The sequence below is a fragment of the Streptomyces sp. NBC_00234 genome (assembly GCF_036195325.1).
GTDB lineage: Bacteria > Actinomycetota > Actinomycetes > Streptomycetales > Streptomycetaceae > Streptomyces.
The window spans coordinates 2,774,470-2,789,577 of record NZ_CP108101.1; the positions used below are offsets into that span (position 1 = coordinate 2,774,470).

General features: G+C 71.9%; 12 protein-coding genes. 8 read left to right on the plus strand and 4 right to left on the minus strand.

The window, feature by feature from the left end; genetic code table 11:
* Positions 1–81 precede the first annotated feature (81 nt).
* From OG230_RS12125 to OG230_RS12135, 3 genes are read right to left on the minus strand one after another with little or no spacing between them, the layout of a single operon-like run.
* Positions 82–312 carry a hypothetical protein gene (locus OG230_RS12125; RefSeq protein WP_328910188.1) on the minus strand — a complete coding sequence of 77 codons (231 nt, stop codon included), beginning with the start codon at positions 310–312 and terminating at the stop codon, positions 82–84.
* Positions 313–332: 20 nt separating this feature from the next.
* Positions 333–2,564: a 4-alpha-glucanotransferase gene (gene malQ, locus OG230_RS12130; RefSeq protein WP_328910189.1), complete on the minus strand. Its 2,232-nt coding sequence runs from the start codon at positions 2,562–2,564 to the stop codon at positions 333–335.
* Complete coding sequence (locus OG230_RS12135) at positions 2,565–2,879, minus strand: hypothetical protein (RefSeq protein ID WP_328910190.1); 315 nt, start codon at positions 2,877–2,879, stop codon at positions 2,565–2,567.
* 310 nt (positions 2,880–3,189) lie between these two features.
* Here OG230_RS12135 and OG230_RS12140 point away from each other — a divergent pair, with 310 nt between their 5' ends.
* Positions 3,190–6,171 (plus strand): beta-N-acetylglucosaminidase domain-containing protein, encoded by a 2,982-nt coding sequence (locus OG230_RS12140; protein WP_328910191.1) that lies wholly within the window; start codon positions 3,190–3,192, stop codon positions 6,169–6,171.
* A gap of 100 nt (positions 6,172–6,271) precedes the next feature.
* Here OG230_RS12140 and OG230_RS12145 read toward each other — a convergent pair whose 3' ends face one another.
* Positions 6,272–6,808 carry an HNH endonuclease gene (locus tag OG230_RS12145; RefSeq protein WP_328910192.1) on the minus strand — a complete coding sequence of 179 codons (537 nt, stop codon included), beginning with the start codon at positions 6,806–6,808 and terminating at the stop codon, positions 6,272–6,274.
* Between the two features lie 317 nt (positions 6,809–7,125).
* On the opposite strand from OG230_RS12145, the gene OG230_RS12150 reads away from it, so the two are divergent.
* The 7 genes from OG230_RS12150 (at position 7,126) to OG230_RS12180 (ending at position 15,054) form a co-directional block, all read left to right on the plus strand.
* The gene (locus OG230_RS12150; protein WP_328910193.1) at positions 7,126–8,190 is read left to right on the plus strand and encodes a mechanosensitive ion channel family protein; all 1,065 of its coding nucleotides are present in this window, start codon (positions 7,126–7,128) and stop codon (positions 8,188–8,190) included.
* Positions 8,191–8,369: 179 nt separating this feature from the next.
* Complete coding sequence (locus OG230_RS12155; protein ID WP_328910194.1) at positions 8,370–9,584, plus strand: ROK family transcriptional regulator; 1,215 nt, start codon at positions 8,370–8,372, stop codon at positions 9,582–9,584.
* Positions 9,585–9,639: 55 nt separating this feature from the next.
* A complete protein-coding gene (locus tag OG230_RS12160) occupies positions 9,640–10,974 on the plus strand; it encodes an ABC transporter substrate-binding protein (protein ID WP_328910195.1) in 1,335 nt (444 codons plus the stop codon).
* 6 nt (positions 10,975–10,980) lie between these two features.
* Complete coding sequence (locus tag OG230_RS12165; RefSeq protein WP_328910196.1) at positions 10,981–11,922, plus strand: carbohydrate ABC transporter permease; 942 nt, start codon at positions 10,981–10,983, stop codon at positions 11,920–11,922.
* Positions 11,923–11,925: 3 nt separating this feature from the next.
* Positions 11,926–12,822 (plus strand): carbohydrate ABC transporter permease, encoded by an 897-nt coding sequence (locus OG230_RS12170; protein WP_328910197.1) that lies wholly within the window; start codon positions 11,926–11,928, stop codon positions 12,820–12,822.
* 1 nt (position 12,823) lies between these two features.
* On the plus strand, positions 12,824–14,089 hold the full coding sequence (locus OG230_RS12175; RefSeq protein WP_328910198.1) for a 6-phospho-beta-glucosidase: 1,266 nt from the start codon (positions 12,824–12,826) through the stop codon (positions 14,087–14,089).
* Positions 14,080–15,054: an N-acetylglucosamine kinase gene (locus OG230_RS12180; RefSeq protein WP_328910199.1), complete on the plus strand. Its 975-nt coding sequence runs from the start codon at positions 14,080–14,082 to the stop codon at positions 15,052–15,054. Before OG230_RS12175 ends, OG230_RS12180 begins: the two co-directional genes overlap by 10 nt.
* Positions 15,055–15,108 lie beyond the last annotated feature (54 nt).

The following is a 15,108-nucleotide window of genomic DNA, read 5'->3' on the forward strand; positions in this document are numbered from 1 at the left end:
TACCGGGGGTCACCGGCCGGGCCCGGACATGCCGGTGCACCGCGCGGCACTGGGTACCGGGCGGTGCACGGGGAAGAGGTTCTAGGCCGGCTTCTTGGACTTGTCGAGAACCATGACCAGGCCCACGATCACCGCGAACAGGGCGATGGGTGCCACGACATAGAGCCCGATCGTATCCATCACGCTCAGGCCCGTGCCCGGGTCGTCACCGTCGTCGCGGGTGAGAGCGAGCGCGGGCGACGACATGAGCAGCATCATCAGCGTCGTACCGGCTGCGACGGCGCCGGCGCGCATAGCGTTCTTCTTGTCCACGGTGCAAACGTAGCGAACGGCTACCGGTGGCGCGCGCCCGGGGGTGCCGTACGGGACCCGGGGCGCTCAGGGCGGGGGTTCAGCACCTCCATCAGGCGGTGCAGCCGGGGCGACGAGGCGAGCTCCTCCAGGGTGACGGGGATGCCCTCGGCATCGGCGACGGGCAGGCGCCAGTTGGGGTACTGGTCCCAGGTGCCCGGCAGATTCTGCGGGCGGCGGTCGCCCACCGTGTCGGGGAGCCAGACGCCGACCATCCGGGCGGGGGTGCGCAGCAGGAACCGGTGGACGGCCCGGACCGCGGCCTCCTCGTCGCCCTCGCCCTCGGGCAGGAGACGGAGCCGGGCGAGGCAGGCCAGCCACTCGGCGGTGTCGGTGGCGTCCTCGGCCAGCTCCTGCTCCAGCGAGTGGGTGAGCAGCCCCAGCCGGTGGCGCAGTTTCACGTAGTCACCCGACAGCCGGGCGGCCGTGGGGGGCAGATCGTGGGTGGTGGCGGTGGCCACGCAGTCCTGGCGCCACCGCTCGGGGGCCAGCGGACCGCCCGAACCGTCCCAGTCGCGCTCGAACCAGAGCACGGAGGTGCCGAGCACGCCGCGCCGGGCGAGTGCCTCGCGGACGCCGGGCTCGACGGTGCCGAGGTCCTCCCCTATGACGACGGCACCGGCCCGGTGGGCCTCCAGGACGAGGACGGCGAGCATCGCCTCGGCGTCCTGAGCGACGTAGGTGCCCTCGGTGGGCGGGCGGCCTTCGGGCACCCACCAGAGCCGGAACAGCCCCATCACGTGGTCGATGCGCAGGGCGCCCGCGTGGGCGAGGAGGCCGCGCAGGAGTCCGCGGTACGGGGCGTAGCCCGTGGCGGCGAGCACATCGGGGCGCCACGGGGGCAGTCCCCAGTCCTGGCCGCGCGCGTTGAAGGCGTCCGGGGGCGCGCCGACGGACATCCCGCGCGCGAAGGCATCCTGCTGGGACCAGGTGTCGGCGCCGGCCGGGTGCACGCCCACGGCGAGGTCGTGGACGATCCCGACGGGCATCCCGGCGTCCCGCGCGGTCTGCTGGGCGGCGGCGAGCTGAGTGGCGGTCAGCCAGGCGAGCCGGCAGTGGAAGTCGACCCGGTCCAGGAGTTCGGCACGGGCCCTGGCGGTCTGCGGGGAACGCGGGTCGCGCAGCCCCTCGGGCCAGGTGTGCCAGTCGGAGCCGTGCACCTCGGCCAGCGCGCACCACAGGGCGTGGTCCTCCAGCGCCTGCCCCTGCTCGGCCAGGAAGTCGCAGTAGGCGGCCCGGCGGCCGGGGGTCAGCGGCACCTGGTGGATGAGCTCCAGAGCCTGCCGCTTGAGCTCCCAGACGGCGTCCCGGTCGATCAGGGCGCCCTTGTTGAGCACGGCTTCGGAGAGGGCGGCGGCGTCCTGGCGGAGGTCGTCCAGGGCCGCACGGTCCCGGACGTGCCCGTACTCGGGCACCGACTCGATGTGCAGATGGACGGGGTCGGGGAACCTGCGCGAGGAGGGCCGGTACGGGGAGGGGTCGGTGGGCCGGCCGGGTACGGCGGCGTGGAGCGGGTTGACCTGGACGAATCCCGCCCCGAGGGACCGGCCCGACCAGGCGGCGAGATCGGCCAGGTCGCCGAGGTCGCCCATGCCCCAGGACCGGGCGGAGAGCAGGGAGTACAGCTGGACCAGGAAGCCGTGGACGCGGGCGGGCGGCTGCGGGACGCGGGCCGGAGCGACGACGAGCGTGACGGCGGCGTACCGGCTGTCGGGCGTGCGCACGGTCAGCCGGTGGACGCCCGCCGGGGGCTCGCTCCACCAGGCGGGCGTCTGTACGGCAGCGGGCGCCCGTTCGGCGGACGGGTCGGCGGATTCGGCGGGGTCGGCGGCGGGCGGTTGTTCGGCGGGCGCGGCCGGGGCCTGCGTCTTCACCGAGGTCACCACCTGGGTCAGGCGCACCGGGAGCACGGCGGTCTCCCCCGGGACGGGCTCCAGCTCGATCGTCAGCGCCGTGTCCGGGGGCAGTGCCGTCAGGGCGGCCGGCAGGGGCTCCCCCGACCAGACCACCACCGTGGGCGGAAGGAGGCGTGAAACCGCCGTCGCTTCCGCGGCGTCGAGCGCCTTCCGTACGGCCGCGGGAGTGCCGGCGTCGACGCCCAGCGCGGCGAGCACGGCCGTGACCGTGTCGTCGGGGACGGACACCGTGACATCCGCGGACGGGGAGTAGGAGGTGGCGACGCCGTGCAGTGCGGCGAGCCGGGACAAGCCCATTCAGACTCCTGGGGACTCCATGCCCCCTGCGGTGCCGGGGGCGGTCGGCTCGCTGGTCAGAGGGGCGACGGCGGCGAGCGGAGGCTCGCTCGTGAGTGGGGTGGCATCGGCGAGCGGAGGCTCGCTGGTCAGCGGTGCGGCGTCGGCGAACGCAGCCTCACCGCTCAGGTGGGAGACGTCGGCGAGCGGCAGCTCGCTGATCATCGGAGGCGCGAGGTCGGTCAGAGGAAGTTCACTGATCAGTGCGGCAGGACCCGCGGGGCTCGGTACCTGTTTGGACAGGGCGGAGAGCAGAAGCTGCGCGGCAGCGGGCATGGTGGCCTCCTGGCCATGGAGAACAGGACACCGCCAGACCTACCCAGCAGGTGCGACCGCAGACGTGGACGTGACATAGGCGTTATGACAACGAGCCCAACGTGCCGTAGGTCACATTCCGTTCCCCCGTACGGCATTCATGGCCCGTTTCCGGCCACCTTGCGGCGTCTCCGGACCCTCTGCGCCGGCCCGTGGGGCGTTGTCCGGCCCTGCGACCCGGGCATATCTGGCGCAACGGTCACGCGCATTGACACCCTCGCGCGCGGGTGGTGGGCTCGGAGCCCACCGGTGGGACGAGGGGAGCGTGGCCGTGCGGTTCGGACGCAGGAAGCACGCGACGGCCGTCGCCGTCGCGGTGATCGGCGGGCTGCTCGGTTCCGTCGCCCCCGCCGCCATGGCGGCCCCTGTCGTACCCGGCTCGCCTGCCACCGTGCCCGACCGCGTCGACGGGACGAGGCTGCCGTCCGTCTGGCCCCGCCCGCAGACCATCAAGGCGGCCGGCCAGGCCGTGCCGCTCGGTGCCGAGGTCACCGTCGTCGCGGACGCGGACGCCGATCCCTACGCGGTGGACGCCCTGCGGACCATCCTGCGCGACGCGGGCGTCCCCACCCTGCACGAGGGACTCCCGGGGCGCGGACCCGTCGTCCGGATAGGCGGCCCGGGTGCGCTGGAGGCCCTGCGGGCCCTGCGGGCTCCCGAGCGCGCGGACCTGCCGGCCGGCGGTTACCGCATCGCGGTCGGCCAGGTCGCCGGACGCTCCACCGTCGCCATGGACGGCGTCGGCGAGGACGGCCTCTTCCACGCCGTCCAGACGCTCCGCCAGCTGATCCGCGACGGCGCCGTCGCGGGCGCCGTGGTGCGCGACTGGCCGGGCACGGCCGTCCGCGGGATGGCCGAGGGCTTCTACGGTCAGCCGTGGACCCGCGAGGAGCGGCTCGCGCAGATCGGCTTCATGGGACGCACCAAGCAGAACCGGTACCTCTACGCGGCGGGCGACGACCCCTACCGCCAGGCCCGCTGGCGCGAGCCGTACCCCGCCGAGCGCCGTGCGGACTTCCGCGCGCTGGCGGAGAAGGCGCGCGCCGAGCACGTGACGCTCGGCTGGGCGGTCTCCCCCGGCCAGGCGATGTGCATGGCGTCCGACGGTGACATCAAGGCACTGACGCGGAAGATCGACGCGATGTGGGCGCTGGGCGTCCGGGTCTTCCAGCTCCAGTTCCAGGACGTCAGCTACAGCGAATGGCACTGCGACGACGACGCGGAGACCTTCGGCAACGGCCCCGAGGCCGCGGCCAGGGCGCAGGCGCGCGTCGCGAGCGCCGTCGACCGGCATCTGGCGGAACGCCACCCCGACGCGGAGCCGCTGTCGGTGATGCCGACGGAGTACTACCAGGACGGTTCGACGGACTACCGCACGGCCCTCGCCGCCGAGCTCGACGGCCGGGTGCAGGTGGCCTGGACCGGGGTCGGGGTGGTGCCGAAGACCATCACCGGGCGGGAGCTGGCCGGCGCGCGGGCCGCCTTCCGCCATCCGCTGGTCACGATGGACAACTACCCGGTCAACGACTACGCGCAGGACCGGATCTTCCTCGGCCCGTACACCGGCCGGGACCCGGCGGTGGCGAGCGGTTCGGCCGCGCTGATCGCCAACGCGATGGAGCAGGCGTCCGCCTCCCGCATCCCCCTGTTCACCGCCGCCGACTTCGCCTGGAACCCGAAGGGGTACCGGCCGCAGGAGTCCTGGCAGGCGGCGATCGACGATCTGGCGGGCGGGGACGCCCGCACCCGGGCCGCGCTCCGCGCGCTCGCGGGCAACAGCGCGGCCTCCGTGCTCGGCGGCGCGGAGTCCGCCTATCTGCAGCCCCTGCTCACCGCGTTCTGGGCGTCCCGTACCGCCGACGGCACCGCGCGCGACGACGCGGCGCGCGAGCTGCGCGCGGCGTTCACCGTGATGCGCGGGACCCCGGAGCGGCTGAGCGCCCCGGCGGACGGGCGGCTGGACGACGAGGTGCGCCCGTGGACGGACCAGCTGGCCCGGTACGGCCGTGCGGGCGAGCTCGCCGTCGATCTGCTCCAGGCGCAGGTGCGGGGCGACGGGGCGGGCGCCTGGCAGGCGCAGCTGGACCTGGAGGGCCTGCGCAAGGACATCGCGGCCGGCGGGGCGACCGTCGGCAAGGGCGTACTGGGACCGTTCCTTGACCGGGTCCGCAAGGAGTCCGACGGCTGGAACGGCGCCGACCGCGAAGCGGGCACGGTGAGCAAGGACGCGGACGGCTACACGATCCGGCTGGACCGGCCCCGCCCCGTGGACGCCGTGACCGTGCTGACGGACCCCGGGAGCGGCGCGGCCGACGCGGTCCTCCAGGGCCATGTACCGGGCGAGGGCTGGCGCAGCCTCGGCCCGCTCTCGGCCTCGGGCTGGACCCAGACGAAGACGAAGGACCTGCGGGTGGACGCGGTCCGCGTCGCCCTGCCCCTCGTGACCCCGCCCTTCACCGGCACCGCGCCCCCGCTCGTCCCGGGCCGCGGCACCGGTCCCGGCGGCGCCCCGAAGGTGCGGGCGGTCGTGCCGTGGTTCGGTGACGAGCCCGCGGCCCGGCTCGACCTCGTGCGCGGCGAGACGGACGCCGTGATCGGCGGCAGCCCGCAGCGCGTCGAGGCGCGGCTGGCGGGCCGGCGCCCCGCCGAGGTGCGCGGCGCGCTGACCGCCAAGGCGCCCAAGGGCATCAAGGTGAAGGTGCCGAAGCAGACGACGGTCCCGCGCGGTTCCCGCACGGCCGTCCCGGTGGACATCACGGTCCCGGCGGACACCCCGGCCGGTGAGTACGAGGTGCCGTTCAGCTTCGGCGGCGAGGAGAGCACGCTGATGGTGCGGGCCTTCCCCCGTACCGCCGGCGTCGATCTGGTGCGTACGGGCACGGCGTCCTCCTCCGGCGACGAGACCCCGGACTTCCCCGCGTCGGCCGCGTCCGACGGCGATCCCGCCACCCGCTGGTCCTCGCCCGTGGAGGACGGTGCCTGGTGGCAGACCGAACTGGCAGAGCCGGTACGGCTCGGCCAGGTGGTGCTGCGCTGGCAGGACGCGTACGCCTCGCGCTACCGCGTCCAGGTCTCCGCCGACGGCCGCACCTGGCGCACGGCGGCGACGGTCCGGGACGGCAGGGGCGGGCGCGAATCGGTCCGGATGGACGCGAAGGACACCCGTTTCATCAGGGTGCAGGGCGACGGCCGGGCGACCGAGTTCGGCTACTCGCTCTGGTCGGTGGAGGCGTACGCGGTGGCAGCCGAGTAGCGCTGCGCACCCGGGTTCCCGGCTGCCGCCCCGGCCCGCGCCGTGGGCGGGGCCGGGACGAGGACGGCCGCGAGGGCAGTTCGACGACAGGCCCCAGTTCTCAGGCCGAGATGCCGTCGATCCTGGCCAGCACGTCGTCCGCACCGAACGGCTGCAGGTACGGGAGCCAGCGCGGGTCCCGGTGCCCGGTGCCGATGATCCGCCAGGCCAGACCGCTGGGCGGTGCGGGCTGGTGACGGAGCCGCCAGCCCAGCTCGGGCAGGTGGCGGTCGGCCTTCACGTGGTTGCAGCGGCGGCAGGCCGCCACCACGTTGTCCCAGGCGTGCTGTCCGCCGCGGCTGCGCGGAATGACGTGGTCGACGCTGGTGGCCGCGGCGCCGCAGTACATGCAGCGCCCGCCGTCCCGGGCGAAGAGCGCCCGCCGCGTCAGTGGAACGGGCCCCCGGTAGGGGACCCGTACGAAGCGCTTGAGGCGGATGACGCTGGGCGCCGGTACAGCACGGGTGGCACTGTGCATGAAGGCGCCGGACTCCTCGAGGCAGATGGCCTTGTTCTCGAGGACGAGGACGAGCGCGCGGTGGAGCGGTACGACGCCGAGCGGCTCGTACGACGCGTTGAGAACCAGGACGTGCGGCACGGTGGATGCCTCCTTGTACGCCGGCGGCGCGTGGCTCGCGCCGGGACGATCCGATCTCAGTCTCTCCTTATGCCTGGTGGAAACGCCACCACGTGCCGGTAACGGGCCGGAGGGATTTTGCTCACCCTCCTGCCCGGTCACGGACGGGACGGCCGGGAACCGGCGCTTCACCACGGCGGCCGCCCGCCCTGTGCGATCGGCCACACCAGCTGTATCCCCGGGTGAGACGTGTCTCTCCCTCGAACACGGCAACGATCCACTCCCATGGCTTCGTTACTGTTGTTGGTCACCCGTCGCCGCTCCTGGAGGTCCCCGCCGTGTACCTGTCCGCCCTCTTGGCCGCAACCCCCTCGCCGGAGCCGGTCGGCTCGCTGGGTGAAGCCGCCGAGCAGGCCGGCAACGCCGCGGGCTGGGTCGAGGAGAACTGGTCCACCTGGCTGAACACCGGTCTGCGCATCCTGCTCATCGCGGTGGTGGCGCTCGTCCTGCGCTATCTGATCCGCCGCGCCCTGACCAATCTCATCGAGCGGATGAACCGCAGCGCCCAGGCGGTGGAAGGCACGGCCCTCGGCGGCCTGCTGGTCAACGCGGAGCGGCGCCGCCAGCGCTCGGAGGCGATCGGCTCGGTACTCCGCTCGGTGACGTCGTTCCTGATCCTCGGTACGGCGGGGCTGATGATCCTGGGCGCGTTCCAGATCAATCTCGCCCCCCTGCTGGCCTCCGCCGGTGTGGCCGGGGTCGCGCTGGGCTTCGGTGCGCGCAACCTGGTCACCGACTTCCTCTCCGGCGTCTTCATGATCCTTGAGGACCAGTACGGCGTCGGGGACACGATCGACGCGGGCGTCGCCTCGGGCGAGGTCATCGAGGTGGGACTGCGGGTCACGAAGCTGCGCGGCGACAACGGTGAGATCTGGTACGTCCGCAACGGCGAGGTGAAGCGGATCGGTAACCTCAGCCAGGGCTGGTCGACGGCCGGTGTCGATGTGACCGTGCGCCCGACGGAGGACCTGGAGCAGGTCCGCAAGGCGATCACCGCGGCGGCGGAGACCATGACCAAGGAGGACCCGTGGACCGAGCGCCTCTGGGGCCCGGTCGAGGTCCTGGGCCTGGACGCGGTGCTGCTGGACTCGATGACGGTCCGGGTGACCGCGAAGACGATGCCCGGCAAGTCCCTGGGCGTGGAGCGCGAGCTGCGCTGGCGGATCAAGCAGGCACTGGACGACGCGGGCATCCGGATGGTCGGGACCCTGCCGCTCCAGGCGGACGGGGAGACGTCGCCGGACCCGACGGCGGGAATGGCCGCCCCGTCGGCGTACGCCTCGACGACCTCACCGCAGTCGCTGGCCGCCACTCCGATAGCGCCGCCGAACCTGACCAAGTAGCTGGAAGTACCGAAGGGGCGTTCCGCGTACGCGCGGGGCGCCCCTTCCGGCGTTCCCGGCGCCCCAGGTAACACTTTGATTGCCGGGAGGGTGCAGACCATTGACGGTGCGGTGACCTGCGTCCTACCTTCCTCTCATCGAATAGGAAACTTTCCTAACAGAGGGCAGGTGCAACCACCATGGCGGGAACCACGCCGGGCACCCCGGGCACACCGCGGGTCCTGCGCGCCATGAACGACCGGGCCGCCCTCGATCTGCTCCTGGAGCACGGCCCTCTCTCCCGTACACGGATCGGCAAGCTGACGGGCCTCTCCAAGCCCACCGCGTCCCAGCTGCTGGCCCGCCTGGAGGCCGCCGGACTCGTCGTGGCCACCGGCACCAGCGAGGGCCGCCCCGGCCCCAGCGCACAGCTGTACGCCGTGAACGCGCGCGCCGCCCATGTGGCCGGCCTCGACGTGACCGCCGAACGGATCGTCGCCGCGGTCGCCGACGTGACCGGCGAGACCGTCGGCGAGTTCGAGCTGCGCACCCCCGGCCGGCGCGCCGCCGGTGTGGTCCGGCAGGTCGCCGACGCGCTCGACGGCGCGGTCAAGGACGCCGGACTGACCCGTGCCGATGTGCACCGCGTGGTCATCGGCACGCCCGGCGCCTTCGACCCGGGCACGGGCCGGCTGCGGTACGCCTCGCATCTGCCCGGCTGGCACTCCCCCACGCTGCTGGAGGAGCTCGCCGCGTTCCTGCCGATGCCGGTCGAGTACGAGAACGACGTGAACCTGGTCGCCGTGGCCGAGCAGCGGCTCGGCGCGGCGCGCGGCCACGAGGACTTCGTCCTGCTGTGGAACGAGGGCGGCCTCGGCGCCGCCCTCGTGATCAACGGGCGGCTGCACCGCGGCTGGACCGGCGGCGCGGGCGAGGTCGGCTTCCTGCCGGTGCCGGGGACGCCCCTCGTCCGCCAGGTTGTGAAGGCCAACAGCGGTGGCTTCCAGGAGCTGGCCGGCGCCCAGGCGCTCCCGAGGCTCGCCACGGCGCTCGGGATCGACACCCCGCAGCAGCCGTACGCGGAGGTCGCCGCGGCGCTGCTGACGCGGGCGGTGGAGGCGTACGAGAGCGACGACGCGCTGACCGAACTGCTGCGGCAGTACGCCCAGCGGCTCGCCACCGGCCTCGCCTCGGTCACCGCCGTACTCGACCCGGAACTGATCGTTCTCTCCGGTGGGCTCATCTCCTCGGGCGGTGAGGTGCTGCGTTCGCTGATCCAGTCCGAGCTCGCCGAGCTCGCCGCGTCCCGGCCCCGTCTCGTCCTCGGCGAGATCGGCCGCGATCCCGTCCTGCGGGGCGCCCTGGAACGGGCCCTCGCGGACACCCGCGACGAAGTGTTCGACACCTCGCGCTGAACACCCCACGCCTCTCCTCCCCCATCTCCTTCCCCCCGTCCCTGGGAGCTTTGCCATGCGCAGAAGCCGACTGACCACCACCGCCGCCGTCGCCGTCGCCGCGATATCGGTGCTCGCCACCGCCTGTACCGGCCAGGCCGAGTCCGGGGCGAACGACGATCCGAACGCCAGCACGACGATCAACTTCTGGCACGGCTGGAGCGCGCCCGCCGAGGTCAAGGCGGTCCAGGACAACGTCGACCGGTTCGAGAAGGCCCACCCGAACATCAAGGTGAACGTCGTCGGCAACATCAACGACGACAAGCTCAACCAGTCGCTGCGCGCGGGCGGCTCGAAGGGCCCCGACGTGGTGTCCTCGTTCACCACCGCGAACGTCGGCAAGTTCTGCTCCTCCGGTGCCTTCGCCGATCTGAAGCCCTTCATCGAGAAGTCCGAGCTGGACCTGGAGAAGACCTTCCCCAAGGTGCTCCTCGACTACACGCAGTTCGAGGGCAAGCGCTGCGCGCTCCCGCTGCTCGCCGACGCGTACGGCCTCTACTACAACAAGGACGCGTTCGAGAAGGCCGGCATCACCGAGCCGCCGAAGACGATGTCCGAACTGGCTTCGGTCGCCAAGAAGCTGACGATCGAGAAGGGCGACAGCTACCAGCAGCTCGGCTTCATGCCGAACTACCACGGCTACGAGACGGTCGCCGACCACTACCTCTCCTCGTGGGACCACGCGTACTTCGACGAGAACGGCAAGTCCAACGTCGCCAAGGACCCGGCGTTCGCCGAGATGTTCACGTACCAGAAGAAGCTGGTCGACGACCTCGGCGGGTACGAGAAGCTGGAGAAGTACCGGTCCACCTTCGGTGACGAGTGGGGCGCCAAGCACCCGTTCCAGACCGGCCAGGTCGCGATGCAGCTGGACGGCGAGTGGCGGCTCGGCATGGCCACCGACGCGAAGGTGCCGTTCGAGATCGGTGTCGCGCCGATGCCCGTCGCCGACGACGAGGCCGACACCTACGGCAAGGGCTTCCTCTCCGGCACGATCATGGGGATCGCCCCGGGCAGCACGAAGCAGAACGCCGCCTGGGAGCTGGTCAAGTTCATGACGAGCGACACCCAGGCCGTGGTCGACTTCGCGAACGGGATCCGCAACGTGCCCTCCACGTTCGAGGCGCTGAAGTCCCCCGACCTGAAGTTCGACCCGCGGTTCAAGACGTTCCTGGAGATCGCGCAGCACCCCTCGTCCAACACTCCCGCGGGCGCGGTCAACGGCTCCACGTACCAGCAGACCCTCCAGGACTTCGGCTTCCAGTACGAGAAGGGCGCGGTGAAGGACCTCAAGGCCGGTCTGGAGAAGACCGCCGCGCAGATCGACACCGACATCGCCAAGGCCAAGTAGCCCCGGATGACCACGCACACGCTCCGCTCCAAGCGCAGGAGATCGGCCCTGCGCACGGTGGCCTTCATGTCACCCTGGCTCATCGGCTTCACGGTCTTCTTCGCGTACCCGATGGTCTCGACGATCTACTTCTCGTTCACGGACTACGACGGGTTCGCGGCGCCGTCCTTCAACGGTCTGGCCAACTGGTCGTACGTCTTCAACGACTACCCGATGTTCTGGCCCTCGCTGCGCAACACGCTCTGGCTGGTGCTCGTCATGGTCAGCTGCCGGGTCGTGTTCGGCCTCGGCGTCGGCATGCTGATCACGAAGATCAAGACGGGCACCGGGGTGTTCCGCACCCTGTTCTACCTGCCCTACCTTGCTCCGCCGGTCGCCGCGACCCTCGCGTTCGTCTTCCTCCTCAACCCGGGGACGGGGCCGGTCAACGCGATCCTCGGCGACCTGGGGCTGCCGACGCCCGGCTGGTTCAACGACGCGAGCTGGTCGAAGCCGGCGCTCACGATGCTCGCGGTGTGGGGCATCGGCGACCTGATGGTCATCTTCATGGCCGCGCTGCTCGACGTGCCCAAGGAGCAGTACGAGGCCGCCGAGCTGGACGGCGCGTCCGGCTGGCAGAGGTTCCGCTTCGTGACGCTGCCGAACATCTCGCCGATCGCGCTGTTCGCCGTGGTCACGGGTGTGATCCAGGCGATGCAGTACTACACCCAGCCACTGGTGGCGGGGAAGGTCGCCTCGGGCGTGATCGGCGGTTCCGGGCAGCAGTTCGAACCCGGCTATCCCGACAAGTCGACACTGACGCTGCCCCAGCTCGTCTACAACCTCGGCTTCCAGCGCTTCGACTACGGCTCCGCCTGCGTCGTCGCCCTCGTCCTGTTCGCCCTGGCCATGGCCTTCACCGTGCTTCTCATGCGGGGCCGCAACAACCTGATCCAGGCCGGTGACTGAGCCATGACCCAACTCCTCGACAAGCCCGTGGCCAAGGTGGCGTACGCGCCCACCCCCGCCGAACGGACGGCGCGCCGCAAGGCGCTGCTGCACTGGATCGCCGTCCACTCGCTGGGCATCGCCGCCGCGCTCTTCTTCGTGCTGCCGTTCGTCTTCGTCCTGCTGACCTCGCTGATGAGCGACCAGCAGGCCCTGACCCGGGACCTCACTCCGAACACCTGGGAGTGGGACAACTACCGGCGAGTCTTCAACACCCCCGGATTCCTCACCTGGTGGCGCAACACCCTGCTGTACGCGGGGGTGGGCACGGTCCTGACCGTGCTGTCGTCCGTGCCCGTGGCGTACGCGCTCGCCAAGTTCCGGTTCCGCGGGCGCAAGCTGTCGCTGATGCTCGTCATCTCGATGATGATGCTGCCGCCCCAGGTCGTCATCATCCCGATGTACCTGTTCTGGGCGAAGCAGATGGACCTGTCCGGCACGCTCTGGCCGCTGATCATCCCGATGGCGTTCGGTGACGCGTTCTCCATCTTCCTGCTGCGTCAGTTCCTGCTGACCATTCCGAACGAGTACCTCGACGCGGCGAAGGTCGACGGCTGCGGCGAGTTCCGCACGCTGATCAGGGTGGTGATCCCGATGGCCAAGCCCGGGATCGCCGCGATCGCCCTGTTCCAGTTCTTCGCCGCCTGGAACGACTACTTCGGGCCGCAGATCTACGCCTCGGAGAACCCGGCCGCCTGGACCCTCAGTTACGGCCTCGAATCCTTCAAGGGCGCACACCACACCGACTGGAACCTGACCATGGCCGCGACCGTTCTGGTCATGGCCCCCGTGATCCTCGTCTTCTTCTTCGCTCAGAAGGCATTCGTCGAGGGCGTCACACTGACCGGAGTAAAGGGCTGACATGAAGCTCGCAGTAGTGGGTGGCGGGTCCACCTACACACCTGAACTGATCGACGGTTTCGCACGCCTGCGGGACACCCTGCCGGTCGAGGAGCTGGTGCTCGTCGACCCGGCGGCCGACCGGCTCGAACTCATCGGCGGCCTGGCCCGGCGGATCTTCGCCAGGCAGGGCCACCCGGGGCGGATCACCACCACGTCCGACCTGGACGCGGGTGTCGCGGACGCCGACGCGGTCCTGCTCCAGCTCCGCGTCGGCGGGCAGGCCGCCCGCAACAAGGACGAGACGTGGCCGCTGGAGTGCGGCTGCGTCGGCCAGGAGACCACCGGGGCCGGTGGCCTCGCCAAGGCCCTGCGCACCGTGCCGGTCGTCCTGGACATCGCCGAGCGGGTGCGCCGGACCAACCCGGACGCCTGGATCATCGACTTCACCAACCCGGTCGGCATCGTCACCCGGGCCCTGCTCCAGGCCGGGCACAAGGCCGTCGGCCTGTGCAACGTGGCGATCGGCTTCCAGCGGAAGTTCGCCTCGCTGCTCGACGTGACTCCGGGCGAGGTGCATCTCGACCACGTCGGGCTGAACCACCTGACCTGGGAGCTCGGGGTGCGCCTCGGCGGCCCCGACGGCGAGAACGTGCTGCCGCGGCTGCTCGCCGAGCACGGCGGCGCCATCGCCGAGGACCTGCACATGCCGCGGGAGATCGTCGACCGGCTCGGCGTCGTGCCCTCGTACTACCTGCGGTACTTCTACCTTCACGACGAGGTCGTACGGGAGCTCGGCACGAAGCCGTCCCGGGCGGCCGAGGTCGCCGCGATGGAGAAGGAACTCCTCGCGCTGTACGGCGACCCGGCGCTGGACGAGAAGCCGGCGCTGCTCGGCAAGCGCGGCGGTGCCTTCTACTCGGAGGCCGCCGTGGACCTGGCGGCCTCGCTGCTCGGCGGGGGCGGCTCCGCGGTGCAGGTGGTCAACACGTACAACAAGGGCACGCTGCCGTTCCTGCCGGACGACGCCGTGATCGAGGTGCAGGCCCGTGTCGACGGCACGGGGGCGACCCCGCTCGCCGTTCCCCGTCTCGACCCGCTGTACGCCGGGCTGATCGCCCAGGTGACGGCGTACGAGGACCTCGCCCTGGACGCCGCGCTGCGCGGCGGCCGTGAACGGGTGTTCAAGGCGCTCCTCTCGCACCCGCTGATCGGCCAGTACGAGTACGCCGAGGGGCTCACCGACCGGCTGATCGCGCACAACCGGGAGCACCTCGCGTGGGCGTGAACGTCTCGGTCGTCGCCATCGACGCGGGCAACAGCAAGACCGATGTCGCCCTGATCGGTGCGGACGGCACGGTCCTGTCCACGGCCCGCGGCGGAGGCTTCCAGCCGCCGGCCGTCGGTGTCGGGGCGGCACTGGACGTGCTGGGTTCGATCCTGGACCGCGCGCTGGCGGAGTGCGGCGGCAGCGTCGACTCCCTCGGCCATGTGTCCGCGTGTCTGGCCAACGCCGATCTCCCGGTCGAGGAGGCCGAGCTGACGGAGGCTCTGCTCGCCCGTAAGTGGGCGCGCACGGTGGAGGTGCGCAACGACACCTTCGCGATACTGCGCGCCGGGGTGGACGAGCCGCGAGGGGTGGCCGTCGTCTGCGGCGCGGGGATCAACTGCGTCGGCATGGTGCCGGACGGGCGCACCGCCCGTTTCCCCGCGATCGGCCGGATCTCCGGTGACTGGGGCGGCGGGGCGGGCCTCGCCGAGGAGGCCATGTGGTTCGCGGCGCGGGCCGAGGACGGCCGCGGCGAGGCGACCGAGCTGGTCCGCGCGCTGCCGGGGCACTTCGGGCTCGACTCGATGTACGCGCTGATCGAGGCCCTGCACCGGGGACAGATCCCGTACGCCGCGCGGCACGAGCTCACACCGGTCCTGTTCGCCACGAGCGCGGCCGGTGACCCGGTGGCACGCGCCCTGGTGGACCGGCTGGCGGACGAGGTCGTCGCCATGGCCTCGGTGGCGCTGACCCGCCTCGGCCTGCTCGACGAGGAGGCACCGGTGCTGCTGGGCGGCAGCGTGCTGGCCGCGCGCCATCCGCAGCTCGACGCGCGGATCGCCGAACTCCTGGCGGCCCGCGCCCCGAAGGCCGTGATCCGGGTGGTCTCGCAGCCGCCCGTCCTGGGGGCGGCACTGCTCGGCCTGGACCACACGGGCGCCTCGCCCGAGGTCCACGCCAGGCTGCGCGCGCAGTACGCCTGACACCTGCCGGGCCCGTCCGGGTGCCGTTCCTCCCGGAACGGCACCCGGACGGGC

Bases quoted from the DNA above. Each gene is read 5' to 3' on its own strand.
- OG230_RS12175 (WP_328910198.1), top strand. From the start codon at position 12,824: ATGAAGCTCGCAGTAGTGGGTGGCGGGTCCACCTACACACCTGAACTG.
- OG230_RS12160 (WP_328910195.1), top strand. From the start codon at position 9,640: ATGCGCAGAAGCCGACTGACCACCACCGCCGCCGTCGCCGTCGCCGCG.
- OG230_RS12170 (WP_328910197.1), top strand. From the start codon at position 11,926: ATGACCCAACTCCTCGACAAGCCCGTGGCCAAGGTGGCGTACGCGCCC.
- OG230_RS12155 (WP_328910194.1), top strand. From the start codon at position 8,370: ATGGCGGGAACCACGCCGGGCACCCCGGGCACACCGCGGGTCCTGCGC.
- OG230_RS12135 (WP_328910190.1), bottom strand. From the start codon at position 2,879: ATGCCCGCTGCCGCGCAGCTTCTGCTCTCCGCCCTGTCCAAACAGGTA.
- OG230_RS12165 (WP_328910196.1), top strand. From the start codon at position 10,981: ATGACCACGCACACGCTCCGCTCCAAGCGCAGGAGATCGGCCCTGCGC.
- malQ (WP_328910189.1), bottom strand. From the start codon at position 2,564: ATGGGCTTGTCCCGGCTCGCCGCACTGCACGGCGTCGCCACCTCCTAC.